Consider the following 21443-nt stretch of genomic DNA (forward strand, 5'->3'; position numbering starts at 1 on the left):
TGCCGCGGTGTCGGACGCCGCCGCAAATCGCGCTCAAATCACGCTGTCCCAGGGCGCCGACAGGCGCACGGCAGCGTTGATCACGCCCACCATGGAATAGGTCTGCGGGAAGTTGCCCCACATCTCGCGGGTGTCGGGGTGCGTGTCTTCCGACAGCAGGCCCAGCGGGTTGCGGGCGGCCAGCATGGTCTCGAAGATGGCCCGCGCCTCGGCCTTGCGGCCAATGCGCGCCAGCGCGTCGATGCGCCAGAAAGTGCAGATGTTGAAGGCCGTTTCGGGCTTGCCGAAGTCGTCGGCCGCCTCGTAGCGGCGCATGTAGGGGCCATCGCACAGGCTTTTCTCCATGGCCTCCACGGTGCTCACAAAGCGCGGGTCTTTGGGGTCGATGAGTCCCACCTCGGCCATCAGCAGCACACTGGCATCCAGCTCGTGCCCGCCAAAGCTCTCGGCAAACGCCTGGCGTTCTTCGCACCACGATTGGTCGAGGATCTCGGTGCGCATGCGGTCGGCATGTTGCTGCCAGTGGCTGGCGCGGTCGGCCAGCTGCAGCGTGGCGGCGATCTTGGCCAGGCGGTCGCAGGCGGCCCAGCTCATCAGGGCCGAGGAGGTGTGCACCCGGGCGCGCGTGCGCAGCTCCCACATGCCCGCATCGGGCTGGCCGTACACGCGCACGGCGTTGTCGCCCACCTGTTCCAGCCGCTTGAATTCGGCCAGGCCCGCGCGGTGCAGCAGGCGGTGGTCGTGGAAGGCCTGGGCCGCGCCCAGCACGATGTTGCCGTACACGTCGTGCTGAAAATGCTCGGCCGCCTGGTTGCCCACGCGCACCGGGCCCATGCCCCGGTAGCCCGCCAGCTGGGGTACGAAACTTTCGGGCAGGTCTTTCTCCAGCCCAATGCCAAAGAGCGGCTGGATATGGCCGCCGCCGCCTTCGACCACCACGTTGCTCAGCCAGCGCAGGTAGTCCTCCATGGTGCCCACCTCGGAGATGCTGTTGAGCGCGCGCACCACAAAGAACGCATCGCGCAGCCAGCAGTAGCGGTAGTCCCAGTTGCGGCCGCTGTGGGCGGACTCGGGGATGCTGGTCGTCATGGCGGCCACGATGGCGCCGGTGTCTTCGTACAGCGACAGCTTGAGCGTGATGGCTGCGCGGATCACGGCCTCCTGCCACTCCAGCGGAATGGCCAGCGCGCGGCTCCAGCTGCGCCAGTAGGCCGTGGTCTCCTGCTCGAAGTGGCGGGCGGTGTCGGCAATGCCGTCCACCAGCGTCTCGTCGGCGCCCAGCAAGAAGTTGTGTTCGCGCGTGAGCACAAATGCCTGGCCCGACAGCACATGCGACACCGGCGCATCGGTGGACAGGCGCAGCGTCATGCTCCCGCCCACATAGCGGATGTGGTTGCTGCCGCGCGTGATCCCGGGCGTGGTCTGGCCCCAGTCGTAGCGCACCTTGAGCGCCACGCGGATGCGCGGCGCACCCTGGATGGGGCGCACCCGGCGCACCAGCGTCATGGGCCGGAAGTAGCGCGAGCGGCTGTAAAAGCGCGGCGCAAAGTCGGTGATCTCGATGCCGTGGCCCGCCTTGTCGAACAGCTGCGTGCGCAGGATGGCGGTGTTGGGCTCGTACCACTGGTGGGCCGAGGCCAGGTCTTCGAGTTCGATGGCGAAGTGGCTGCCTTCTTCGCCAGGCTGCAGCAGGGCGTTGAACACCGGGTCGCCGTCAAAACGGGGCAGGCAGCACCACACCATGCGGGCGTGGTCGTCAATCAGTGCACTGATGGCGCAGTTGCCGATCATCCCGAGGTTGAGCGAGCCCGCTTGGGGGTCGTGGGCGGCGGTATTCATCGGTTTCGCTCCGGTTGCGGTGGGTTCCAGTGGGTGCGCGCGGCCGAGAGCCAGCCCCGCAATGCGGCGGGCGTCATGCAACGGTGTTGCGCCATGGTCGGGCCCTCACCCACCTTGATGCCCCAGCCGCCCAGCGCCTGCACGGCGGCAAAGCCCGCCTCGTCGGTGACGTCGTCGCCCACGAACACCGGGATGCGCCCTGCGAACGGCGTCTGGGTCATGAAATCGGTGATGGCCCGGCCTTTGTGTACGCCGCGTGGCTTCACCTCGAACACGCACTTGCCGCGCAAAAGCTCTACGCCCTCCACGTGCTGCATGGCACTTGCCAGCGCATCGTGGCACAGGGCCTCCAGATGCTGGGCCTGGCGGTAGTGCAGGGCCACGCTCACCCGCTTGTGCTCTACCAGCAACCCCGGGTGGCGTGCCGCGAGGGCGTGGGCGGCCTGCAGAACGGGCGCCAGGTCGGGCGGTGAAATCGCAGGCAGCGAGATGTCGGCAAGGCGGTATTGCGCGCCGTGCTCACTGGCCAGCGGCAAGCGCAGAGGCGCCAGAAATCCGTCAATATCGGCCTCGGGCCGGCCCGTCACGATGGCCAGCGCGCCGCCCAGGTGGGCATGCAACGATGACAGTGTGGGAACCAGCCCCGAGGCGACGCGCACCGCCTCAGGGCGGGGCGCCAGCTCGGTGAGCGTGCCGTCGAAATCCAGGAAAAGCGCATGCGCCGTTGTCAATTGTGGGAGCAGCTGCATGGGCCAAACCTTAGCAGACACGGCGAAACTGACTGCGGGGCAAGGGTGTTTCCTCGCGGTGGATGGCGTGCTGGCTGGGGGAAGGCACCGGCCCACCAGGGTTCATTGCGGGGTGCGTCACGCCTTGAAATTCAGGGAGCGCGGTGCCATCTGCAAACCACCGGGTGCCTGTCACCCCCGTTTCTGATTACCGCCCATGACCGAAGCACTGCACATTGTCTGCCCCCATTGCCACACCACCAATCGCGTGCAGAGTGCCGACCTGGGCAGCGCGCCTGATTGCGGCAAGTGCCACCAGCACCTCTTTGCTGGCGCGCCGCTGGAGCTTGATGCCACCAGCTTTGACAAACACGTGGCGCGCAGTCACATCCCGGTGCTGGTGGACTTCTGGGCTCCGTGGTGCGGACCCTGCCGCCAGATGGCGCCTGCGTTTGCGCAGGCGGCCCGCGAGCTGGAGCCCCGTGTGCGCCTGGCCAAGCTCAATACCGAAGACCAGCAGGCCATCGCGGCGCGCTATGCCATCAGCAGTATTCCGACCATGATCCTGTTCCAGCAGGGACGCGAGGTGGCGCGCATTTCCGGCGCGCTGGGGGCTGCAGACATCGTGCGCTGGGTGCGTACCACCGCAGGTTGATGCGCAGCGGTCAGCGGATTCCCAGCACGCGGTCCGCCGACACGCTGCCTGCGCCGCGCCCCACCAGGTACAGCATCAGCCCTGCCCATGACAGATGGGTGGCCCACGCATCGGGGTAGACAAACACCTGGATGATCAGTGTCATGCCCAGCAAGGCCAGGGCAGACAGGCGGGTGAACAGGCCCAGCACCAGCAGCACCGGAAACACATGCTCGGCCACGGTGGCCATCTGCGCCGCCAGATCGGGCGGCAGCAGGGGCAGCCTGTATTCCTCGCGGAACAGCATGTAGGCGCTGTCGGAGATGGTGAACCAGCCATCGACCTTGGTGCGGGCCGACATCCAGAAGATGCCTGCGATGGCCACCCGGTTGACCAGCGCCAGCAGGCTGTGCGGGGTAAGCCATGTGGCGGTGTCGGCCAGGCGCGCGCCCAGCCCGCGAGGGCCCTTGGGAGGTACAGCGGGCACGTGTGTGCGGGTGGTCATGAAGGGCTCCTCAGCATGGTCGTGAATCGGTGGGTATCAATGCGCCTGCGTCCAGCAAGGTGTTGATCAGCGCCGCAAAGTCTGTGGTGGGTTCGACACCCAGCGCCGAAGTGGCGGCGGCCTCCAGCGCGTGACCCTGGGCGCAGGCGTCCAGAAAAGCCACTCCAGCGCGCGACAGGGGGTGCCACACCACTTCTGCATGGGGCCGGGTGAGCAAGGCGCCATCGCCAGTCCACTCCAGCGGCTCTTTGGGTGTCAGGCCGTCACGGTGGCTTTGCCACAGGGTGTACGCAGGATGTTCGTCGCTCCAGGCCCAGCGCGTGGCGGGGTGGGGGCGCAGTCGCATCAGGGGCAATGTGTCGGGCGTCTGCTGTGCCAGCCAGTCGCGGCCAAGTGTGGGGGTATGGGCGGTAGCGTCTGCCGCCAGATGGCATTCGGTCCAGCAGCGGTCCAGGCGCGCCACGGCACTCAGGTAGGGCAGCTCGGCCGCCGGTGCAAACCCGGTCAGAAAGTCGGCAAACCCCGCGCCGTAGTCCACCAGCAGGCCGTCAAGTGGCGGCCGGGCGCGGGCAAACACCCCCGCAGCGGCGCGGAGCCACTCTTCGCCCACCAGCTGGCACACCGTGGGGTAGTTGGCCTGCAGCGCATCGATGCAGCCTTTGAGCGCGGTGTTGCGGTACACGGCAAAGCCCGGTTGGCATTCCAGCGCAGACAGCCACGGTGCTTGCGCAGCACGGCCGAGCAACGCGGCAGAGAAGTCGTCCTGGAAGGCGCTCAGCTGCATGGGGCCTCCTCGGGCTGCGTCGCTGTGAGCGCGCTGTGGGCCTGGTCGCGCTCTGCCAGCAGTTCGCAGAAGGCGGGCAGCTGGTCGTCCCGCTCGACGAGGGTGGGCACGGGGCCGGTGCGAGCGATCACCTGCGCGTACAGCGCCCATACCCCGGGGGCGATGGGCACATCGTGGCTGTCGATCAGCAGGGCATGGCCATGCACCGGGTCGGCATGGTGGCCTGCCAGGTGGATTTCGGCCACGGCGCGCAGGGGGAACGCATGGAGGTAGGCGTGCGCGTCAAAGCCCAGGTTGTTGGCGCTGACGTACACGTTGTTCACGTCCAGCAGCAGGGCGCAGCCGGTGCGCCGCACGAGTTCTGCAAGGAAGTCGGTCTCCAGCCAGTCGTGGCCGTCGATGTGCAGGTAGTGCGTGGGGTTCTCGATGGCGATGGGGCGTTGCAGCACGTCCTGTGTGCGGGCGATGTTGTCTGCGATGCGTTGCAAGGCAGCCTGCGTGCGCGGAAACGGCAGCAGGTCGGGCAGGTACTGCCCGCGCCAGCTGGACCAGGCCAGGTGTTCTGAAATGATGACGGGCTCCACCCGCCTTCCAAGGGCGGCCAGCCGCGCCAGGTGAGCCTCGTCGGGCGGCGAATCGGCTGCAAGCGACAACGACACGCCGTGCAGTGCCACGGAGTGGCGCGCGCGGATGGCCTCCAGCCAAGCCACGCGGGGGCCGCCATCGGCCAGGTAGTTTTCAGGGTGCACCTCCCACCACAGCCCCGGGGCGGTGCAGTGCAGCGCCTCGGCATAGTGCTGGGGCTTGAGGCCCAGGCCGGCGGTGAGAGAGCACTGGGCCATGGATCAGGCCTTGGCGGGTGTCAGCGAGCCCATGCCCTTGGGGGTCTTGATGGTGGCGCAAGTGCCTGCGGGCACATACTTCCAGGCGTTGCCCTGGTAGTCCATCTTGGAGGTGCCTGCGCAGGTGGTGCCGGGGCCTGCGGCGCAGTCGTTCTTGCCCGCCATCGAGACGCCGTAGCACTTCTCCATGGCGGGCTTGGCGCCGTCCATGGGGGCTGCGTTGGTTTGGGCCATGGCGGCGCCAGAGGTCAGGGCTGCGAGGGCCAGGGCGCCGAGGCTGAGGGTGCGAGTGGACATGGTACGTTTCTCCGAGGGTTGGACAAGGGTTGAATCCGACCGGGGTGCTGCGCAGTGGCCGCGTTGAAATACCCGATCTGCGTTGTAATTCGGGCTGCGCAGCAGGCGGGTTACAGCACTGCGCAAAAAAAATGCGTGGCGACATGCCGCCAAAGTTTTTTTGCATGGCCTGTAACCCATCGGTCCCGGCATCCGAATTGCCTTCAGGGAGACACCATGGAGAGTGTGGAAGAGCGCCTGCGAGGCTTGTTGCTGCAGGGGCTGGATACCGACGCAGCCGCCTACCAGCGCTTTTTGAAAGAGCTGAGTGCCCACCTGCGCGCCTTCATGCGCCGCCGCCTTGCGCAGCGGCCCGATGAAGTGGAAGACCTGGTGCAGGAAACGCTGCTGGCGGTGCACAACCAGCGCCACACCTACCGGCCCGACATGCCGGTGACGGCCTGGGCGCATGCCATTGCGCGCTACAAGCTCATCGACTGGCTGCGCTCGCACGCAGTGAAAGAAGGGCGCAACGACCCGCTGGACGATGCCGACGAGTTGTTTGCCAGCAGCGACAGCGAGGCCGCCGAAGCCCGGCGGGACCTGGGGCAACTGTTGCGCACGCTGCCCGACAAGCAGCGCCTGCCGATTGAGTATGTGAAGCTGGAAGGTTTGTCGGTGGTTGAGACGGCGCGCCTCACGGGGCTGTCGGAGTCAGCCGTCAAAGTCGGCGTGCACCGGGGGCTGAAGGCCTTGGCCGGCAGGATCAGAGACATGACTTACGCAAAACAGGGTTCAAGCGAATCGACAGGTGCATCCAAAGGCTCGTCGTTGCAGCCTGAATTGCGCAAGTCCCAGGAGGAATGGCATGAAAACCGATGAATTGATCCACCTGCTGGTCGCCGATGACCGGCCAGTGCAGCGCAACGCGATAGAGCAGCGGTTTTTGGTGGCCACGCTGGCGGGCATGGCCGGTGCCGGGGTGTTGATGCTGGCCCTGTTCGGCCTGCGCCCCGGTTTGCTGGCGACCATGGCGCTGCCCATGTTCTGGGGCAAGCTGGTGTTTGCGGCTGCGCTGGCTGCTGCCGGGCTGGCGCTGCTGCGCCGCATGGCCCGCCCGGGCATGGCGGTGGGGCACGCGGCGCTGTGGCTGGCCATGCCGCCGCTGGTGCTGTGGGGCATGGCCTTGTGGGCGTTGTCGCAGGTGTCGGCTGCAGAGCGCATGCCGCTCATCCTGGGAAGCACCTGGCGCACCTGTCCGTTCAGCATCGCGGCGCTGTCGGTGCCAGCGTTTGTGGCGAGCTTCTGGGCTCTCCGGGGCGCCGCGCCCACGCGCCTGGCGTGGGCGGGCGCCGGCGCCGGCTTGCTGGCAGGTGCGCTGGGTGCGCTGGTGTACGCCCTGCATTGCCCCGAGATGGCCGCCCCGTTCCTGGCGGTGTGGTACCTGGCGGGCATGGCGATTCCGACGGCGCTGGGGGCATTGCTGGCGCCGCACCTGCTGCGCTGGTAGCTGCGCCCTTCGCCGCTGTGCAGAGGTATCGCGCAGGACCAAGTGCTCTTGCGGTGTTTTCCCTGTACTTCTTCAGGCGCCCTGCCGTCCTTGCCATTTACCCTTCTGCAGTTCGTATTGCAGCCCTGCTGACCGTCACCGCACTGGGGGCGGTGATGGCGTCTGGCGCCCATGCCCAGGCCTTTGACGCGGTGCGCCTGTACGGCGCAGCGGCCGACCGCGATGGTGGAACCTTGGGGCTGGCTGTGGTAGCCGGGCATCAGTACATGGGCTCGGACGAGCGCCGCACGCGCGCCTACCCTGCCATTGACTACCGCTGGGCCAGCGGCTGGTTTGCGGGTACCACCAACGGCGTGGGCTACAACTTTTCGCGGCAGGCCGGTGTGCAATATGGTGTGCGCCTGACGGCAGACTTCGGCCGCGACGAGAGCCGCTCGGCGGTGTTGCGGGGCCTGGGGGACGTGGATGCCCGCCCGGAAATCGGTGCGTTTTACAACCTGCAACCCACGGCCCACACCTTTCTGACCTCATCGCTGCGCTACGGCGCGGGGCAGGGGCGCGATGGCCTGCTGCTGGACCTTGGGGCGGGCCTCACCGCGCAGGTAGCACCCGCATGGCGCGTGGGCGCGGGCGTAGCCACTACCTGGGCCAACGCGGCCTACACGCAGTCCTACTTTGGCGTCGATGCCGTCCAGGCTACCCGCAGCGGCCGAGGCGTTTACACAGCCGGTGCCGGTGTGCGGGATGTGCGGGTGTCCGTATCTGCCACCTACGCCATCACGCCGCGCGCATCGGCCACGGCCGCGCTGTCGTACAGCCGGCTGCAGGGCGATGCCGCCCGCAGCCCCATCGTGCGCGACCGCGCCGGGGTCAACGGCGTTTTGGCGGTGGCATACGCATTCTGAGGGCGTCTGCGGGTAACCGGGGTCTGCGCGCCCGGAGGGGAGGTCACTCGGGCGCCGCTTCACGCAGCCAGTGCGCCACCGCATCCACCCGCGCCTGGTGGATCAGCGCACCCACCTTGGGCCCGGTGAGGCCCTGGGCTGCCGCCCGCGCAGCAATGTCGCGCGTGACAACCGACTGTGCGGCCTGCAGCACGGCGGCCAGGCGCTGGCGCTGCGGGTAGGCGGCCTCGTCAAACCCCAGCCGCCCGCGTGCGTCGCACTCGCACGCCAGCAGAATCTCGGCAAACCGCTCTGGCTTGCGTATGGCGTCGCAGCGCTCCAGCAGGCGCACCAGCGCAGCGGCCGAAAGCTCGCCGCTGCGGTGGATGTTGCCGTGCTCGCGCGCCACCACATCGGCCGTCTCGCGGCAGTCCACGGGTACACGCAGCCGTTCGGCAAGTGTCCTGAGCAGCCTGGCGCTGCGCTCTTCGTGGCCGATGTGGCGCGGCAACACGTGCGCGGGCGTGGTGCCCTTGCCCAGATCGTGCACCAGGCATGCGAAGCGCACCGTGAGCGGCGCCTGCAGCCGGGCGGACATGTCCAGCACCATCATCAGGTGCACGCCGGTGTCCACCTCGGGGTGGTATTCGGCCCGCTGGGGCACGCCCCACAGGCGCGCCACTTCGGGCAACAGCACCTGCAGCGCGCCGCACGCGCGCAGCACCTCGAACATGCGCGACGGTTTTTCTTCCATCAGCCCGCGCGCCAGCTCCTGCCACACGCGCTCGGGCACCAGGTGGTCCACCTCGCCATGCGCCACCATCTCGCGCATCAGCTGCATCGTTTCTGGCGCCACGGTGAAATCAGTGAACCGCGCCGCAAACCGCGCCACGCGCAGGATGCGCACCGGGTCTTCGCGGAACGAGTCGGTCACATGGCGCAGCACCCGCGCCTCGATGTCTTTGGCGCCAGAATATGGGTCAAAAATGCCTCCAGCGCTTGTCCCATAAGCGCTAGTAGCTATTGCATTGATAGTGAGGTCGCGGCGGGAAAGGTCTTCTTCCAGCGTCACGTCGGGCGAGCTTTCCACCACAAAGCCCCGGTAGCCCCGCCCGCTCTTGCGCTCGGTGCGTGCCAGCGCGTATTCCTCGCGCGTTTCGGGGTGCAGAAACACCGGGAAGTCTCGGCCCACGGGCAGGTAGCCCAGCTCCAGCATCTGCTCGGGCGTGGCACCCACCACCACCCAGTCGTGGTCATTCACCGGCCGGCCCAGCAGCTTGTCGCGGACGGCGCCGCCCACCATGTAGATTTGCATGGAGCGAGTTTAGAACCTGCGCCGCGCCGTATATTCAACCCACCATGCCTCCATCGTCTGAACTTTCCGACCTCACCATCACCCAGCTCAACCCCGACGGCAGCATGCCCGTGCCCACGCCGCCCGACGCGGCCGCCAACGCCGCCGCCGAGGCCCTGCAGCGCGAGGCGCAGCTCGAAGCCTTGAAAGCCAAGGTGGATGACCTGCAGGAGATCCTGGCCAAGCCGCTCAACGACATCCTGGCCGAGCACGACAAGTTCAAGGAGATGGCGGCCGCATGGGATTCGTTCGGCGCCATGTGGATGCTGTCGCAGCGCGCCATGCGCCGCGTGGCGCTGGACCTGGCCGCCACGCAGGGCGTGAGCGAAGAAGAGGTGGTGGCCCGTGCGCTGGCCTATGCCAACCAGGTGCTCAACACCGAGGACGAAGACCTGGGCGGCACCATCGCCCCCGCCCAGCTGGCGCACATCGCACGGCACAAGCCGTTTTTGCGCAAGCAGTTCCGCTAGCGGGCCCTTCAGCGCCGCAGGCGGTAGGGCTCTTCAAAGGCCAGAAAGTCCTTCTCGGCCAGGGCCTCGTCGACCCAGGCCTGCACGCCCGGCAGGGCGCGCACGCGGTCCACATAGTCTTTGATAGCGGCGGGCACAGGCAGTGCGTAGGTGTGCAGGCGCATGCACACGGGGGCAAAGTAGGCGTCGGCCACGGTGAATTCGCCAAACAGCAGGGGGCCGCCGTGCTCTTGCAGCAGCGCGCTCCACATGTCCACCAGGCGCTGCACGTCGGCGCGCACGCCGGCCTGGTCGCGCCAGATCAGCGCGCCCGTGTCGGGCAGGTGGGCCTCGATGTTCATGGGGCAGTGGCTGCGCAGGGCGGTGAAGCCGCTGTGCATCTCGGCGCAGACGCTGCGTGCGCGCGCGCGTGCCTTGGCGTCTGCAGGCCAGAGCTTCTTGTCGGGGTGGGTTTCGGCCACGTATTCGGCAATCGCCAGCGTGTCCCACACCACCAGGTCACCATCCACCAGCACCGGCACCTTGCCCGTGGGGCTCACGGGTCCCATCGTGCGCTTGAACTCCGAGTTGGCGTCAAAGCTGTCGAAGCGAACGCGCACTTCCTCAAACACGATGCCGGCCTGCTTGAGCAGCACCCAGGGGCGCATGGACCAGGACGAGTAGTTCTTGTTGCCGATATAAAGCTTGAGCATGGTGGGCCTCTGAAGTGAAGAGATCAGCCCGCCATGCTAGCGGCTACCGGGCGCAGCCGCGATGCCAAAAATCGGCCTGAATGATGCGCAGCAGGCATCACCGGCCACCGGGCCGGTGGTCAGACCGGCCAGACCACGCCGTTGTCGTTCAGGATGGCATCGAGCGGAAGATCGAACTCTTCGGGCTCAAAGTCGTCCAGATAGCCATGCGTGAAACCAAGACCCACGGTAAAAGGCTGCGGCTGCAGCGTGGCCAGGGTGCGGTCGTAAAAGCCACCACCGTAGCCCAGCCGGTAGCCGCCCGGCGCGTAGCCCACGCAGGGCACAAACAGCAGCGTGGGCACGATGACCTCGGTGTCCTTGGGCTTGGGGATGCCGTAGGCGTCTTCTTCCATGGGGCAGCCGGGGTACCAGGCGTGGAAGGTGAGCGTCTTGTGCTGCTTGTTGACCACGGGCAGGCCGATGCGGCGCAGCTGGGGTTCGTCCAGCAGCTCGCCGTCTTCCTTCCAGCGGTGCAGGGCGGGCAGGGGGTCGAACTCGCCCTTGATGGGCCAGTAGGCGCCGATCACCGTATCCGGCCGGTTCACCAGCCAGATGCGCATCACCTGCTGCAACAGGTCGGATCGCTGCAGGCGGTCGGGCAGGTTGAGGCGTTCTTCAATCAATGCGCGCCGAAGGGCTGCTTTGTCCATCAGATAATTCCCCCATGCAATTTCTCAGAGCGATTCTGACACCCCTTGTGGCCGCTACCGTGCTGGCCGCCACCGCGCCCTTTGTCATGGCGCAAAACCGTGGTGACGAGACCCTGCTGGAGATGCACCAGGCGTTCCGCAAGGGCGACCGCAGCAAGCTGGCGCAGCTGCTGCCCGCCGCACGCGGGCATGCGCTGGAGCCCTGGGCGGCTTACTGGGAGCTCAAGGCGCGCCTGGGCGAGGCACAGCCGGCCGAAATCCAGTCGTTTTTGCAGCGCTACGCAGGCAGCTACCAGGAAGACCGCCTGCGCAACGACTGGCTGCTGCTGCTGGGCCAGCGGCGCGACTGGTCGCAGTTTGCCGAACAGCACCCCCACTTTCGCATGTCGGACGACCGCGAGGTGCGCTGTTACGCCCTGCTGATCGACCAGATCAAGGGCACGGCGCCTGCCACGGCAGCCGACGAAGTGCGCCGCAACTGGTACGCGCAGCGCGATGCCGACGACGGCTGCACGCACGCGGCCAGCGAGTTCTACAGCTACAAGAAGCTCTCGGCGCTGGATGTCTGGCGCAAGGCCCGGCTGGGCGCCGAAGCCAACCGCCCGCGCGCGGTGCGGGCGGCGGTGGAGATCGTGGCGCCCGAGGCGCTGGGGCAGCTCAAGGAGGCGCTGGACGCGCCCAGCAAATACCTGTCTTCGCGCTCCACAGCCGGTGGCCGGGTGCGCCAGGAGCTGGTGTTGCTAGCCCTCATCCGGCTGGCTGGGGGCGACCCCGATGGCGCCGCCCACCAGCTCGACAGCAAGTGGAGCGAATACCTCTCTGCCGAAGAGCGCAACTGGGCCTGGGGCGTGATTGGCAAATCTGCCGCGCAGAAGCTGGCGGGCAGCGCGCACGGCTATTTCTCCAACGTGACGCGCAGCAGCCACCTCAACGACGACTTGCTGGGCTGGAAGGTGCGCGCCGCCTTGCGCGCCGGCCAATGGAAAACGGTGAGCAATGCCGTGGACGCCATGAGCGACGAGGCCCGCCAGGACAGCACCTGGGTGTACTGGAAGGCGCGCGCGCTGCTAGCGGGCAAGCCCAGCGAGGCGGACCGCACCGAGGCGCGCCAGCTGCTGGAAGGCATTGCCAGCACCCGCGGTTTTTACGAACAGCTGGCGCTGGAGGAACTGGGCCAGCGCATCACCACACCGCCCGCACCCGCGCCGCTGACGGCCGAGGAAAAGGCCGCAGCCCGCGCCAACCCGGGCCTCAACCGTGGCCTGTACGCCATCCTGCTCGGGCTGCGTGGCGAAGGTGTGCGCGAATGGAACTACACCACCAACCTGCACCAAAGCGGCGGCATGGGCGACCGCGAGCTGCTGGCCGCCGCCGACTTCGCCTGCCAGCGCGAGGTGTGGGACCGCTGCATCAACACCAGCGAACGCACCAAGAGCGTCGTCGATGTCGCGCAGCGCTTTCCCACGCCGTTTCGCAGCGCGGTGGTGGAGCGTGCCAACGCCATCGGCCTGGACCCGGCCTACGTGTACGGCCTGATCCGCCAGGAAAGCCGCTTCATCATGGATGCGCGCTCGCACGTCGGCGCATCGGGCCTCATGCAGGTCATGCCCGCCACGGCGCGCTGGACGGCCCGCAAGATCGGCATGACCAACTTCACCGCCGACCAGATCAACGACCGCGACACCAACATCGCCATCGGCACGGCCTACCTCAAGCTGGCGCTGGATGATTTTGCGGGCTCCATGCCCATGGCCGCCGCGGCCTACAACGCCGGCCCCGGCCGCCCGCGCAGCTGGCGCAACGGCCCCGTGCTGGATGCCGCCATCTGGGCCGAGAACGTGCCCTTTGCCGAAACGCGCGACTACGTGAAGAAGGTGCTGTCCAACACCACCAACTACGCGGCCATGCTCACCGGCCAGCCGCAGTCGCTCAAGACACGCCTCGGTACCATCGGCCCGCGTGATGCGGCCGCGCCCGAGGTGAACAAGGACCTGCCTTGACGCAGGGGTTGCCGAAGACTGGGGCAGGCGGTGAATGGAAGAATAACGGTTTTGCTATAAATATTAGAGCTGTCAGCGCTTGGTCGATAAGCGCTGAAGCCTGATTTGATTGTGATTTTTTGGGAGGAGAGGGATGACAAAGCGCAAAGAGATGGTGGCTGCTGCGGCCATCGGACTCATGCTGTGGGCGACCTGCGGGGCTGCCCAGGCGCAGCCGGTCTACAAATGGGTGGACGAGAACGGCAAGACCCACTACGGATCACAGCCACCGCCCGCCAAGCCGGACGCCGCGCCCCTCAAGCTGCAAGGCAGCAACGGTACCAGCGGCGGCGCGGGTGCGGCCGGCAAGGGCAGCGCCAGCGCCCGTGCCCAACAGGAATACAACCCCGACGGCACCAAGAAGGTTCCCAAGGACGTGGCGGAGTTCGGCAAGGCCCTCAAGGATTCTCTGGGCAAGGTGGACAGCAAGCAGGTGCCGCTGAACTGCACCGCGGCTGTGGACAACATCCAATACCAGGCCGACCTGATGCTGGAAGTGGGCCAGAAGAACGTGCGCGACGGCTACATGGCGCAGGCCGACTTCGACAAGGCGGCCCCCAAGATCCGCGAGGCCAAGGGCAAGTACAGCGTTTCGGACTGCCAGGGGGCGGCGGGGAACAAGAAGTCGTTTTACCAGTGCATGTCCAGCAGCAACAACCACGTCACGGGTTGCGACAAGCAGTTCAAGCATTGATCGGGGTTTGGGGTCGCTGTGTGGCCAAAGCCGCCCCACACCCCGCACAGCCCCATCACACGTTGTGCAGCATCTCCCCCTGCCGCACCGCCGCCCCAGCGCGCACCAGTTCATCGGCCAGATGGGCGAGCCATTCGCCTTCGGCCTGACCGCCGAAATGGGTTTCGCGCAGCATGCCGAAGTAGGGCGTGGCCTGCGCCCAGGCTGTGAGGTCTTCCATGCGGATCTGCTGCCATTCGAGCAGCTTGTACTTGAGCAGCACCTTGGCGGCATACAGTGCGTGTTTGCCGGGGTTGCGCACGAAACCGTCCAGGCGCCGTCGCGCCCCGTCAATGGCGCGCGGGGCGTCGGCAAACACGGGGCCGTGGCCGGGGATGACCACCCGGGGCGAGAGCTTTTCGATCACGTCCAGCGTGGCGGCGACTTCGGCAAACGCATCGTCACCCTCCAGCTCGGGAAACACCACGCCAAAACCGTTTTCCCACAGTGCGTCGGCCGAGATCAGGATGCGGTCCCGGGGCTCGAACAACACCACCGAATGGGGGTCGTGGCCGGGCGCAGCATGCACCTGCCACGTGGTATCGCCCAGCAGCACGCTGGAGCCCGGCTCCAGCACCGCCTCAAACCGGAACTGCGGGCATTCTTGGCCGGTGGGGGTGTAGCTCAGCGCATAGGCGTCCCACTGGCGCACGTGGGTGGCCTGGCCGGGGGGGATGGCCGTGTGCACGGCAGGCCATGCACGTTGCAGTGCGGCGTTGCCTCCGCAGTGGTCGCTGTGCAGGTGGGTGTTGAGCAACCGGTCCAGCGCCCGCCCGCCGAGCGCATCCTGCACCAGCGCCACGGTCTGCTCCGCATGGCTGCAGTAGCCGGTGTCCACCAGTGCGGTGTCGTGCTGGCCGATGAAGAGGATGTTGTTAGCCGACAGCCAGCCGCGTTCCAGGACGGTGATGGCAGGGGGAAGAAGCGCGTGAGGGGCGGGAGTGAGGGGCATGGGCGGCATGGGGGCGTGGTCATTGCAGCGGCAGGGCGCCACGGCGTGCGGTAACGCGCCAGCGTACCCCACGCGCCGGGGTGCCCAAGCCCTCCAAAACCCGCAATCAACTGTACAGGCGCAAGGCCAGGGCGCGGTGACGGCCGGCTTGGTGTGAGCTGCAACAAGGGCGCCGAAGCGCCCTTGAATATGTAGCGGAGAAGCGTTAAAGCGGTGAAGCGGGTGAGGGAGCTCAGCGCCCCCCGGTGCGTTACGCGGTGGGTGACCGCAGCTCGCGCCGCAGGATCTTGCCCACGTTGCTCTTGGGCAGTTCGTCGCGGAACTCGATGTACTTGGGGCGCTTGTAGCCGGTGAGGTTCTGGTGGCAGTAGTTGGCCACCTCGTCCTCCGTCAGGGCCGGGTCGTTCTTGATGATGAAGACCTTGATGGCTTCGCCCTGCTTTTCGTCGGGAATGCCGATGGCCGCGCATTCGACCACGCCGGGGCACATGCTGATGACCTGCTCCAGCTCGTTGGGGAACACGTTGAAGCCGCTCACCAAAATCATGTCCTTCTTGCGGTCGATGATGCGGGTGAAACCCTGCGCGTCCATGATGCCGATGTCGCCCGTGCGCATGAAGCCGTCTGGGGTGAAGGCCTTGGCATTCTCTTCGGGCTGGTTGTAGTAGCCCGTCATCACGTTGGGGCCGCGGATGCAGATCTCGCCCGATTCGCCCTGGGGCAGGCTGTTGCCTTCGTCGTCCTTGATGGCAATGTCGATGCCCGGCAGCGGCAGGCCGATGTTGCCGCTAAACGACGTGTTGTTCACCGGGTTGTTGGTGCCAATGGCGCAGGTCTCGCTCATGCCCCAGCCCTCGATCATGGTGCTGCCGGTCACCTTTTGCCACTGCTTGGCTGTGCCTTCGCTGGCCGCCATGCCCCCGGCCTGCGACACGCACAGGTGCGAGAAATCGAGTGCACGGAACTGCGGGTTCTGCAGCAGCGCGTTGAACAGCGTGTTCACTGCGGGCAGCATGTGGAAGGGGCGTTTCTTGAGCTCGGCGACAAACTTCGGAATGTCGCGCGGATTGGGAATCAGCGTGAGGCTGGAGCCCTGGCGAATGGCCAGCAGGCACAGCGTGAGCGCAAAGATGTGGTACAGCGGCAGCGCGGCAATGCTGTTGGCCTTGCTCACATCGCCCACCTTGGACAGCGCGGGCGTGAACCAGGCCTCGGCCTGCAACGTGGCGGCCACGATGTTGCGGTGGGTGAGCACAGCGCCTTTCGACAGGCCCGTGGTGCCCCCCGTGTACTGCAGGAAGGCAATCGAATCCAGCGTGGCCTGGCTGGGTGCGAGCGACTTGTGCTCGCCCAGCGACAGCGCCTTCTTGAAGGTGACGACCTTGCGGCCATTGGACAGCGGCAGCTCATACGCAGGCACCATCTTGGCGAGATGCCGCACGGCAAAGGTGATCCATTTGCCAAACCAGAAACCCAGCAGGTCGCCCATGGAGGCCATCACCACGTGCTTCACGGCCGTGTGGTCAATGACCTCAGCCAGCGTGTGGGCAAAGTTCTCCAGGATCACGATGGCCGTGGCGCCCGAGTCCTTGAGCTGGTGCTGCAGCTCGCGCGCGGTGTAGAGCGGGTTCACGTTCACGCAGGTGTAGCCGGCGCGCAGCACGGCGGCCATGGTCACGCCAAACTGCGGGATGTTGGGCAGCATGATGGCCACGCGCGCGCCGGGCTCGAGCCCCAGGCTTTGTAGGTAGGCGCCCAGCGCGGCCGAGCGGCGCTCGAGCTCGCCATAGCTCATCCACTGGTCCATGCAGACCGAAAACGGGCTCTTTGCGTGTTTGCGGAACGACTCTTCCAGCAGGTGGGCCACAGAGCGGTATTGCTCGGGCTGCACGTCATGCGGGACGCCCGGGGGGTAGCTCTTGAGCCAGATCTTTTCCATGCGCTTGTTTCCTTGTGCTCGCCAAATTCCATTGATAGGTGGGCACAGATTGTGGAAGGCGGGCGCGTTGCGGGCTATCGGGCTTGTCCTAGTGTGTTGGCGAGCTGGGTCCCGCAGGTGACAGGGTCGGCATCGAAGAGCAGGTCCATCAGCGCCCGCTCGCGTTGCTCGATGGTGGCCAGAAACTGCTCCACCCCGCCGCGCTGGCGCGCAAGCTGGCCGAAGGTGTCAAACCCCGCCTCCAGAAACTTCTGCAGCGCCCCCATGCCCGCGGCGTTGGCGGGGCCGCGCATCATGCGCAGCATCATCCGCAGGCCGGGTGTGCGCGTGAGGCGCGCCAGGTCGGTGCCCATGGCCAGCACGCGCTCCAGCTGCTGCTGGCGCGCATGGCGCTGGGCCACAGTGCGCCAGGCGGTGGTGTAGCGAGCGACCTCGCTGGCTGCCCCGGCCCCTTGCGCCAGCCATGCGCGGCCCATGTCCTGGTCCAGCTCTTCGGTCTGTGCGTGCAACACGGCCAGGGCCACGGCGGTGTTCACCACCGGCTGGGGGAACATGGTCTGCAGCGTGCCCGCGATGCGGCCAAACTGCAGATCGCGGTCGGTGTAGTCGGTGTCGCTGTACAGCTCCTCCAGAAAAAAACCTGCCGCCGGGCCGAACGAGGGCGAGGCCATCAGATCCGCATAGGTGCCGCGAAAGCGCCGCGCCTGGAACGTCTTGACGCTGCCCACCGCCGCCCCCAGCGCCGGGTCGCCCGTGCGGTGCAGGCGCAGGGCGGTCACGTCGGCAATGGCATCGCGGATGGTCTGGGCGGCATCCATGGGGCGGGGTCCTTCCTGTTGTGTTGATGGCCTCGGGGCGGTGCCCAAGCCGCACAATGCGGCTGGTCGATTACATCATTGCATCCTCACCACCATCACCATGATTGCGCGCTGGCAACGAATCCTTCTCCTGTGCATCCTGCTGGCCATGGCCGCCTGGCTGGTGTGGCAGTGGCCCCATTCACCCCTGCGCGCCGTGCTGGGCGCCTTGGTGCCCCTGGGGATGTTCCTGGTGGTGATGGCGGTGGAGTTTGTGCTGATGCACATCACCAACCGTACCGACGCGGCGCCCCGCGCCCGCCTGTCGCAGGTGGTGGGTGCCTGGTGGGCCGAGGTGTGGGTGGCGCTGCAGGTCTTTGGCTGGCGCCAGCCGTTTCGCCACCAGTCCGTGCCCGACTGGCTGCCCGCCCAGCCAACGGGCAAGCGCGGCGTGGTGCTGGTGCACGGCTTCATGTGCAACCGGGGCCTGTGGCTGCCGTGGTTTGCGCCACTGCAAGCCCAGGGCCATGCCCATGTGGCGGTCAATCTGGAGCCGGTGATGGGCTCGATAGACGAATACGCGGACATCATTGAAGACGCTGTCTTGCGGGTAACTGCCGCCACGGGGCAGGCGCCGGTGGTGCTTTGCCACAGCATGGGGGGCTTGGCGGTGCGGGCGTGGCTGCGCGCGCACCAGGCCGATGGGCGGGTGCACCGGGTGTTGACGCTGGGCACGCCGCATGGCGGAACATGGCTGGGGCGCTTCAGCCGGGCGGTGAATGGGCGGCAGATGAGCCTGGCGGGGGACTGGGTGCTGGCGCTACAGAGGGCCGAGCCTGCGGGGCGGGCTGCGTTGTTTACGTGCTGGTATTCCAACTGCGACAACATCGTGTTTCCGGCGAGCACTGCCAGTTTGCCGGGGGCGGACAACCGGTTGGTTCAGGGGGTTGCGCATGTGCAGATGGCGTTTGATGCGGGAGTGATGAAGGCTTGTCTTGAGGAGATGGGGTGGGGGTGATTTTTTGATTGTTTTGGCCTCTAGCGCTTATGTATAAAGCGCTAGCAGCTATTGTTTTCATAGTCATCGAGTTTCCGTCTACCGTTCGGGCTGAGCCTGTCGAAGCCTGGGCGCGCTGGTTTGAAGCGCATGCTTGTGGTGAGTGCGGAGGCCGGGAGTCGCCCCGGCGGGCGAGGTACTTGTTCTTTGCTTCGCCAAAGAAAAGTACCCAAAAGAAAGGCGACCCCCAGTCTGCGACCCCTTCGCGTTGCGAAGGGGCAAACCTGCGGCGGGGCGGTTGCGGGGTGCGCCGTGGAACTCGCTTTGCGCCTGCGGCGCGCGTAGCGCAAAGCGAGTTCCACGGCGCACCCCGTGACCGAGCACCCCAGGTTGCCCCGTAGCGCAGCGAAGGGGTCGCAGACAGTAGGGTCGCTTTCTCTTTGGTGACTTTCTCTTGGCGAGACAAGAGAAAGTTACTGCGCCGCCGGGCGCACACCCCGGCCTCCGCCCGTCAACCCGGCATGCGGCCCATCCGCGAGCCTGCGAGCGCGCTCAGGTTTCGAGAAGCCCAACCTGAACGGCCGGTGAGATGCAAAGATTCAGAAAGCTCAGCCCGAACGTCGATTGGCTATCAAAAAAATAGCTGCTAACGCTTGTTGGATAGGCGCTAGCAGCCATTTTTATCAAAAGTCAGGCCGCCAAGGCCTCCCGCTCATCCGCCGCAAACTCCGGCAACCCCCGCAGCCGCTCATAGATCGGCGCAAAGTCCGCCGCCGTCATCTCAAACAGCTGCTCAAAACTGTCGATCACAAAATAGGTCTGCTGGTACGTATCAATCTTGTAGCGCGTGCGCATGGTGCGCTCCAGCTGCAGCGCAATGCGCTGCGGCTCCGGGCTCTGCACCGAATACGCCAGCTCGCCCGACGAACTCAGGATGCCAGCGCCATACGCCCGCAGCTCCCCCGCCTCGCGGATCAGCCCGAACTCGATCGTGTACCAGTACAAACGCGAAAGCATTTCGCACGACCCCAGCCCCTGCGCCTTCAGCCCGCCCTGGCCGTAGCGCTGCACATAGTCGCCAAACACGGGGTTGAACAGCAGCGGCACATGGCCGAACAGGTCGTGAAAAATGTCGGGCTCGACGATGTATTCGAACTCCTCGGGCTTGCGGATCCAGTCCGTCACCGGGAACTTGCGGTTGGCCAGCAGGGTGAAAAACGGCACCTCCGGGATCAGCCCCGGCACGCCCACCAGCTCCCAGCCGGTGGCTTTGTACAAGCGCTCGTTCACCTCTTCAAAGCGTGGGATGCGGTCGCTCGCGCCCAGTGAGGGCAGGGCGTTGATAAACGCCTGGCTCGCCAGGCCCGGCAGCAGCGCGCGCTGGCGTTCGTACAGGCGGCGGTAGGTGTCGTGGTCGGCGGCGGTGTAGCTCGCGTAGTCCTGGTTGCAGGTGTAGTCGGCATTGGCGCGGCTGTAGTCGCCGCGCGGAGGGCGGTCGCTCGCGCCGTATACGACGGGTTTGACGACAGACTCGGTGGTCATGGCGCTCACTCCCTCTCAGGCCTTCTTGGCCTCAAGCACGCCGCGGGCGATCTGGTCGCGCTCCAGCGATTCGAACAGTGCCTTGAAGTTGCCTTCGCCGAAGCCGTCGCGGTAGTCGCCCTTGCGCTGGATGAATTCGAAGAACACGGGGCCCAGCATGGGGGTCGAGAAAATCTGCAGCAGCAGGCGCGGTGTACCGTCGGCCGTGGTGCCATCGAGCAGGATGCCGCGCGACTGCAGTTCGCCCACGGGCTGTCCATGGCCAGGCAGGCGACCTTCCAGCATCTGGTAGTAGATGTCGTTGGGGGCTGGGGCCATGGGCACGCCGGCCAGGCCGAGCTTGTCCACGGTGGACAGAATGTCGTCGCAGATCAGCGCGATGTGCTGGATGCCTTCGCCGTTGAACTGCATCAAAAACTCTTCGATCTGCCCGCCGCCCTGCTTGGACTCTTCATTCAGCGGGATGCGGATCTTGCCGTCGGGCGCCGTCATGGCCTTGCTGGTGAGGCCGGTGTATTCGCCCTGGATGTCGAAGTAGCGGATCTCACGAAAGCCGAACAGCTTCTCGTAGAAGTTGGCCCAGAAGCCCATGCGGCCGCGGTACACGTTGTGCGTGAGGTGGTCGATCTCGTTCAGGCCATGGCCCACGGGGCGGCGGTCCACACCTTCGATGAATTCGAAGTCGATGTCGTAGATGGACTTGCCGTCTTCAAACCGGTCGATCAGGTACAGCGGCGCGCCGCCGATGCCCTTGATGGCGGGCAGGCGCAGTTCCATGGGGCCGGTGGGGATCTCGATGGGCTGGGCGCCCAGCTCCAGGGCACGCTGGTAGGCCTTGTGCGCGTCCTTCACGCGGAACGCCAGGCCGCAGGCCGAGGGGCCGTGCTCGGCGCCAAAGTAAGCCGCCTGGCTGTGGGGCTCGCGGTTCAGGATGAAGTTGATACCGTTCTGGCGGTACAGCACCACGTCCTTGGAGCGGTGCCTGGCCACGAGCGTGAAGCCCAGCTTTTCAAACACCGCCTCCAGTACGCCCGGCTGGGGCGAGGTGAATTCGACGAACTCGAAGCCCATCAGGCCCATGGGGTTGTCCCAGGCGTCGAGCTGGGCGGCGGTTTGTTGCGGCAAGGCGGCGTTCATGGGTGTCTCCGGCATTCGTCGTTGATGAATGTCATGGACTGTAGGCGCGCCCTGCCTCATGTTTCTGGCGAAATCAAGAGCCGGCGGCGCTTGATTT

General features: G+C 66.4%; 22 protein-coding genes. 8 read left to right on the plus strand and 14 right to left on the minus strand.

Annotation, left to right across the window (positions count from 1 at the left end):
- Positions 1-33: 33 nt before the first annotated feature.
- Both AAFF19_RS04240 and otsB read right to left on the minus strand, forming a co-directional pair.
- Positions 34-1839 carry a glycoside hydrolase family 15 protein gene (locus AAFF19_RS04240; protein WP_182118016.1) on the minus strand — a complete coding sequence of 602 codons (1806 nt, stop codon included), beginning with the start codon at positions 1837-1839 and terminating at the stop codon, positions 34-36.
- Positions 1836-2588, minus strand: a complete 753-nt coding sequence (gene otsB / locus AAFF19_RS04245; protein ID WP_182118017.1) for a trehalose-phosphatase — start codon at positions 2586-2588, stop codon at positions 1836-1838. Before otsB ends, AAFF19_RS04240 begins: the two co-directional genes overlap by 4 nt.
- 196 nt (positions 2589-2784) lie before the next feature.
- Here otsB and trxC point away from each other — a divergent pair, with 196 nt between their 5' ends.
- Positions 2785-3222, plus strand: a complete 438-nt coding sequence (gene trxC / locus AAFF19_RS04250; RefSeq protein WP_008907173.1) for a thioredoxin TrxC — start codon at positions 2785-2787, stop codon at positions 3220-3222.
- Between the two features lie 10 nt (positions 3223-3232).
- Here the strand turns inward: trxC and AAFF19_RS04255 are convergent, their stop codons facing one another.
- Genes AAFF19_RS04255 through AAFF19_RS04270 form a run of 4 tightly spaced genes read right to left on the minus strand, consistent with a single transcriptional unit; the run spans position 3233 to position 5629 of the window.
- Complete coding sequence (locus tag AAFF19_RS04255) at positions 3233-3706, minus strand: DoxX family protein (RefSeq protein WP_008907174.1); 474 nt, start codon at positions 3704-3706, stop codon at positions 3233-3235.
- Between the two features lie 10 nt (positions 3707-3716).
- Positions 3717-4490 carry a DNA-binding domain-containing protein gene (locus AAFF19_RS04260; protein ID WP_182118018.1) on the minus strand — a complete coding sequence of 258 codons (774 nt, stop codon included), beginning with the start codon at positions 4488-4490 and terminating at the stop codon, positions 3717-3719.
- Complete coding sequence (locus AAFF19_RS04265; protein WP_182118019.1) at positions 4481-5332, minus strand: DUF692 domain-containing protein; 852 nt, start codon at positions 5330-5332, stop codon at positions 4481-4483. Before AAFF19_RS04265 ends, AAFF19_RS04260 begins: the two co-directional genes overlap by 10 nt.
- 3 nt (positions 5333-5335) lie before the next feature.
- Positions 5336-5629, minus strand: a complete 294-nt coding sequence (locus AAFF19_RS04270; RefSeq protein WP_008907177.1) for a DUF2282 domain-containing protein — start codon at positions 5627-5629, stop codon at positions 5336-5338.
- 216 nt (positions 5630-5845) lie between these two features.
- Between AAFF19_RS04270 and AAFF19_RS04275 the strand changes: the two genes are divergently transcribed.
- Genes AAFF19_RS04275 through AAFF19_RS04285 form a run of 3 tightly spaced genes read left to right on the plus strand, consistent with a single transcriptional unit; the run spans position 5846 to position 8023 of the window.
- Positions 5846-6490, plus strand: coding sequence for a sigma-70 family RNA polymerase sigma factor (locus AAFF19_RS04275; RefSeq protein ID WP_182118020.1), 645 nt, complete (start codon positions 5846-5848; stop codon positions 6488-6490).
- A complete protein-coding gene (locus tag AAFF19_RS04280) occupies positions 6477-7118 on the plus strand; it encodes a DUF1109 domain-containing protein (protein ID WP_182118021.1) in 642 nt (213 codons plus the stop codon). The genes AAFF19_RS04275 and AAFF19_RS04280 overlap by 14 nt, the downstream gene beginning before the upstream one ends.
- A 53-nt stretch (positions 7119-7171) precedes the next feature.
- Positions 7172-8023 carry a MipA/OmpV family protein gene (locus AAFF19_RS04285; protein WP_182118022.1) on the plus strand — a complete coding sequence of 284 codons (852 nt, stop codon included), beginning with the start codon at positions 7172-7174 and terminating at the stop codon, positions 8021-8023.
- A gap of 43 nt (positions 8024-8066) precedes the next feature.
- Here AAFF19_RS04285 and AAFF19_RS04290 read toward each other — a convergent pair whose 3' ends face one another.
- On the minus strand, positions 8067-9317 hold the full coding sequence (locus AAFF19_RS04290) for a multifunctional CCA addition/repair protein (protein ID WP_034695880.1): 1251 nt from the start codon (positions 9315-9317) through the stop codon (positions 8067-8069).
- Between the two features lie 44 nt (positions 9318-9361).
- On the opposite strand from AAFF19_RS04290, the gene AAFF19_RS04295 reads away from it, so the two are divergent.
- Positions 9362-9826 carry a hypothetical protein gene (locus AAFF19_RS04295; RefSeq protein WP_182118023.1) on the plus strand — a complete coding sequence of 155 codons (465 nt, stop codon included), beginning with the start codon at positions 9362-9364 and terminating at the stop codon, positions 9824-9826.
- 8 nt (positions 9827-9834) lie between these two features.
- Here AAFF19_RS04295 and AAFF19_RS04300 read toward each other — a convergent pair whose 3' ends face one another.
- Positions 9835-10518: a glutathione S-transferase family protein gene (locus AAFF19_RS04300; RefSeq protein ID WP_008907183.1), complete on the minus strand. Its 684-nt coding sequence runs from the start codon at positions 10516-10518 to the stop codon at positions 9835-9837.
- Positions 10519-10637: 119 nt separating this feature from the next.
- Positions 10638-11210, minus strand: coding sequence for a 5-formyltetrahydrofolate cyclo-ligase (locus AAFF19_RS04305; protein WP_008907184.1), 573 nt, complete (start codon positions 11208-11210; stop codon positions 10638-10640).
- Positions 11211-11224: 14 nt separating this feature from the next.
- Between AAFF19_RS04305 and AAFF19_RS04310 the strand changes: the two genes are divergently transcribed.
- A complete protein-coding gene (locus AAFF19_RS04310; RefSeq protein WP_182118024.1) occupies positions 11225-13210 on the plus strand; it encodes a lytic transglycosylase domain-containing protein in 1986 nt (661 codons plus the stop codon).
- A gap of 133 nt (positions 13211-13343) precedes the next feature.
- A complete protein-coding gene (locus AAFF19_RS04315; protein WP_182118025.1) occupies positions 13344-13943 on the plus strand; it encodes a DUF4124 domain-containing protein in 600 nt (199 codons plus the stop codon).
- Positions 13944-13998: 55 nt separating this feature from the next.
- Here the strand turns inward: AAFF19_RS04315 and AAFF19_RS04320 are convergent, their stop codons facing one another.
- The 3 genes from AAFF19_RS04320 to AAFF19_RS04330 all read right to left on the minus strand — a co-directional run bounded on the left by AAFF19_RS04320 (position 13999) and on the right by AAFF19_RS04330 (position 17691).
- Positions 13999-14934, minus strand: coding sequence for an MBL fold metallo-hydrolase (locus AAFF19_RS04320; RefSeq protein ID WP_182118026.1), 936 nt, complete (start codon positions 14932-14934; stop codon positions 13999-14001).
- A 250-nt stretch (positions 14935-15184) separates the two neighbouring features.
- A complete protein-coding gene (locus AAFF19_RS04325; protein ID WP_342721362.1) occupies positions 15185-16873 on the minus strand; it encodes an AMP-binding protein in 1689 nt (562 codons plus the stop codon).
- A gap of 74 nt (positions 16874-16947) precedes the next feature.
- Positions 16948-17691: a hypothetical protein gene (locus tag AAFF19_RS04330; RefSeq protein ID WP_008907189.1), complete on the minus strand. Its 744-nt coding sequence runs from the start codon at positions 17689-17691 to the stop codon at positions 16948-16950.
- 100 nt (positions 17692-17791) lie between these two features.
- Here AAFF19_RS04330 and AAFF19_RS04335 point away from each other — a divergent pair, with 100 nt between their 5' ends.
- A complete protein-coding gene (locus AAFF19_RS04335; RefSeq protein ID WP_008907190.1) occupies positions 17792-18688 on the plus strand; it encodes an alpha/beta fold hydrolase in 897 nt (298 codons plus the stop codon).
- Between the two features lie 669 nt (positions 18689-19357).
- On the opposite strand, the gene phhA is transcribed toward AAFF19_RS04335, so the two are convergent.
- A complete protein-coding gene (phhA, locus tag AAFF19_RS04340; RefSeq protein ID WP_342721363.1) occupies positions 19358-20209 on the minus strand; it encodes a phenylalanine 4-monooxygenase in 852 nt (283 codons plus the stop codon).
- 15 nt (positions 20210-20224) lie between these two features.
- The gene (gene hppD, locus AAFF19_RS04345) at positions 20225-21346 is read right to left on the minus strand and encodes a 4-hydroxyphenylpyruvate dioxygenase (protein WP_008907192.1); all 1122 of its coding nucleotides are present in this window, start codon (positions 21344-21346) and stop codon (positions 20225-20227) included.
- Positions 21347-21443: the final 97 nt, after the last annotated feature.

The organism is Acidovorax sp. FHTAMBA (genome assembly GCF_038958875.1).
Taxonomy (GTDB): Bacteria; Pseudomonadota; Gammaproteobacteria; order Burkholderiales; family Burkholderiaceae_C; genus Acidovorax.

Bases quoted from the DNA above. Each gene is read 5' to 3' on its own strand.
- AAFF19_RS04240 (WP_182118016.1), bottom strand. From the start codon at position 1,839: ATGAATACCGCCGCCCACGACCCCCAAGCGGGCTCGCTCAACCTCGGG.
- otsB (WP_182118017.1), bottom strand. From the start codon at position 2,588: ATGCAGCTGCTCCCACAATTGACAACGGCGCATGCGCTTTTCCTGGAT.
- trxC (WP_008907173.1), top strand. From the start codon at position 2,785: ATGACCGAAGCACTGCACATTGTCTGCCCCCATTGCCACACCACCAAT.
- AAFF19_RS04255 (WP_008907174.1), bottom strand. From the start codon at position 3,706: ATGACCACCCGCACACACGTGCCCGCTGTACCTCCCAAGGGCCCTCGC.
- AAFF19_RS04260 (WP_182118018.1), bottom strand. From the start codon at position 4,490: ATGCAGCTGAGCGCCTTCCAGGACGACTTCTCTGCCGCGTTGCTCGGC.
- AAFF19_RS04265 (WP_182118019.1), bottom strand. From the start codon at position 5,332: ATGGCCCAGTGCTCTCTCACCGCCGGCCTGGGCCTCAAGCCCCAGCAC.
- AAFF19_RS04270 (WP_008907177.1), bottom strand. From the start codon at position 5,629: ATGTCCACTCGCACCCTCAGCCTCGGCGCCCTGGCCCTCGCAGCCCTG.
- AAFF19_RS04275 (WP_182118020.1), top strand. From the start codon at position 5,846: ATGGAGAGTGTGGAAGAGCGCCTGCGAGGCTTGTTGCTGCAGGGGCTG.
- AAFF19_RS04280 (WP_182118021.1), top strand. From the start codon at position 6,477: ATGAAAACCGATGAATTGATCCACCTGCTGGTCGCCGATGACCGGCCA.
- AAFF19_RS04290 (WP_034695880.1), bottom strand. From the start codon at position 9,317: ATGCAAATCTACATGGTGGGCGGCGCCGTCCGCGACAAGCTGCTGGGC.
- AAFF19_RS04295 (WP_182118023.1), top strand. From the start codon at position 9,362: ATGCCTCCATCGTCTGAACTTTCCGACCTCACCATCACCCAGCTCAAC.
- AAFF19_RS04300 (WP_008907183.1), bottom strand. From the start codon at position 10,518: ATGCTCAAGCTTTATATCGGCAACAAGAACTACTCGTCCTGGTCCATG.
- AAFF19_RS04305 (WP_008907184.1), bottom strand. From the start codon at position 11,210: ATGGACAAAGCAGCCCTTCGGCGCGCATTGATTGAAGAACGCCTCAAC.
- AAFF19_RS04310 (WP_182118024.1), top strand. From the start codon at position 11,225: ATGCAATTTCTCAGAGCGATTCTGACACCCCTTGTGGCCGCTACCGTG.
- AAFF19_RS04315 (WP_182118025.1), top strand. From the start codon at position 13,344: ATGACAAAGCGCAAAGAGATGGTGGCTGCTGCGGCCATCGGACTCATG.
- AAFF19_RS04320 (WP_182118026.1), bottom strand. From the start codon at position 14,934: ATGCCCCTCACTCCCGCCCCTCACGCGCTTCTTCCCCCTGCCATCACC.
- AAFF19_RS04325 (WP_342721362.1), bottom strand. From the start codon at position 16,873: ATGGAAAAGATCTGGCTCAAGAGCTACCCCCCGGGCGTCCCGCATGAC.
- AAFF19_RS04330 (WP_008907189.1), bottom strand. From the start codon at position 17,691: ATGGATGCCGCCCAGACCATCCGCGATGCCATTGCCGACGTGACCGCC.
- AAFF19_RS04335 (WP_008907190.1), top strand. From the start codon at position 17,792: ATGATTGCGCGCTGGCAACGAATCCTTCTCCTGTGCATCCTGCTGGCC.
- phhA (WP_342721363.1), bottom strand. From the start codon at position 20,209: ATGACCACCGAGTCTGTCGTCAAACCCGTCGTATACGGCGCGAGCGAC.
- hppD (WP_008907192.1), bottom strand. From the start codon at position 21,346: ATGAACGCCGCCTTGCCGCAACAAACCGCCGCCCAGCTCGACGCCTGG.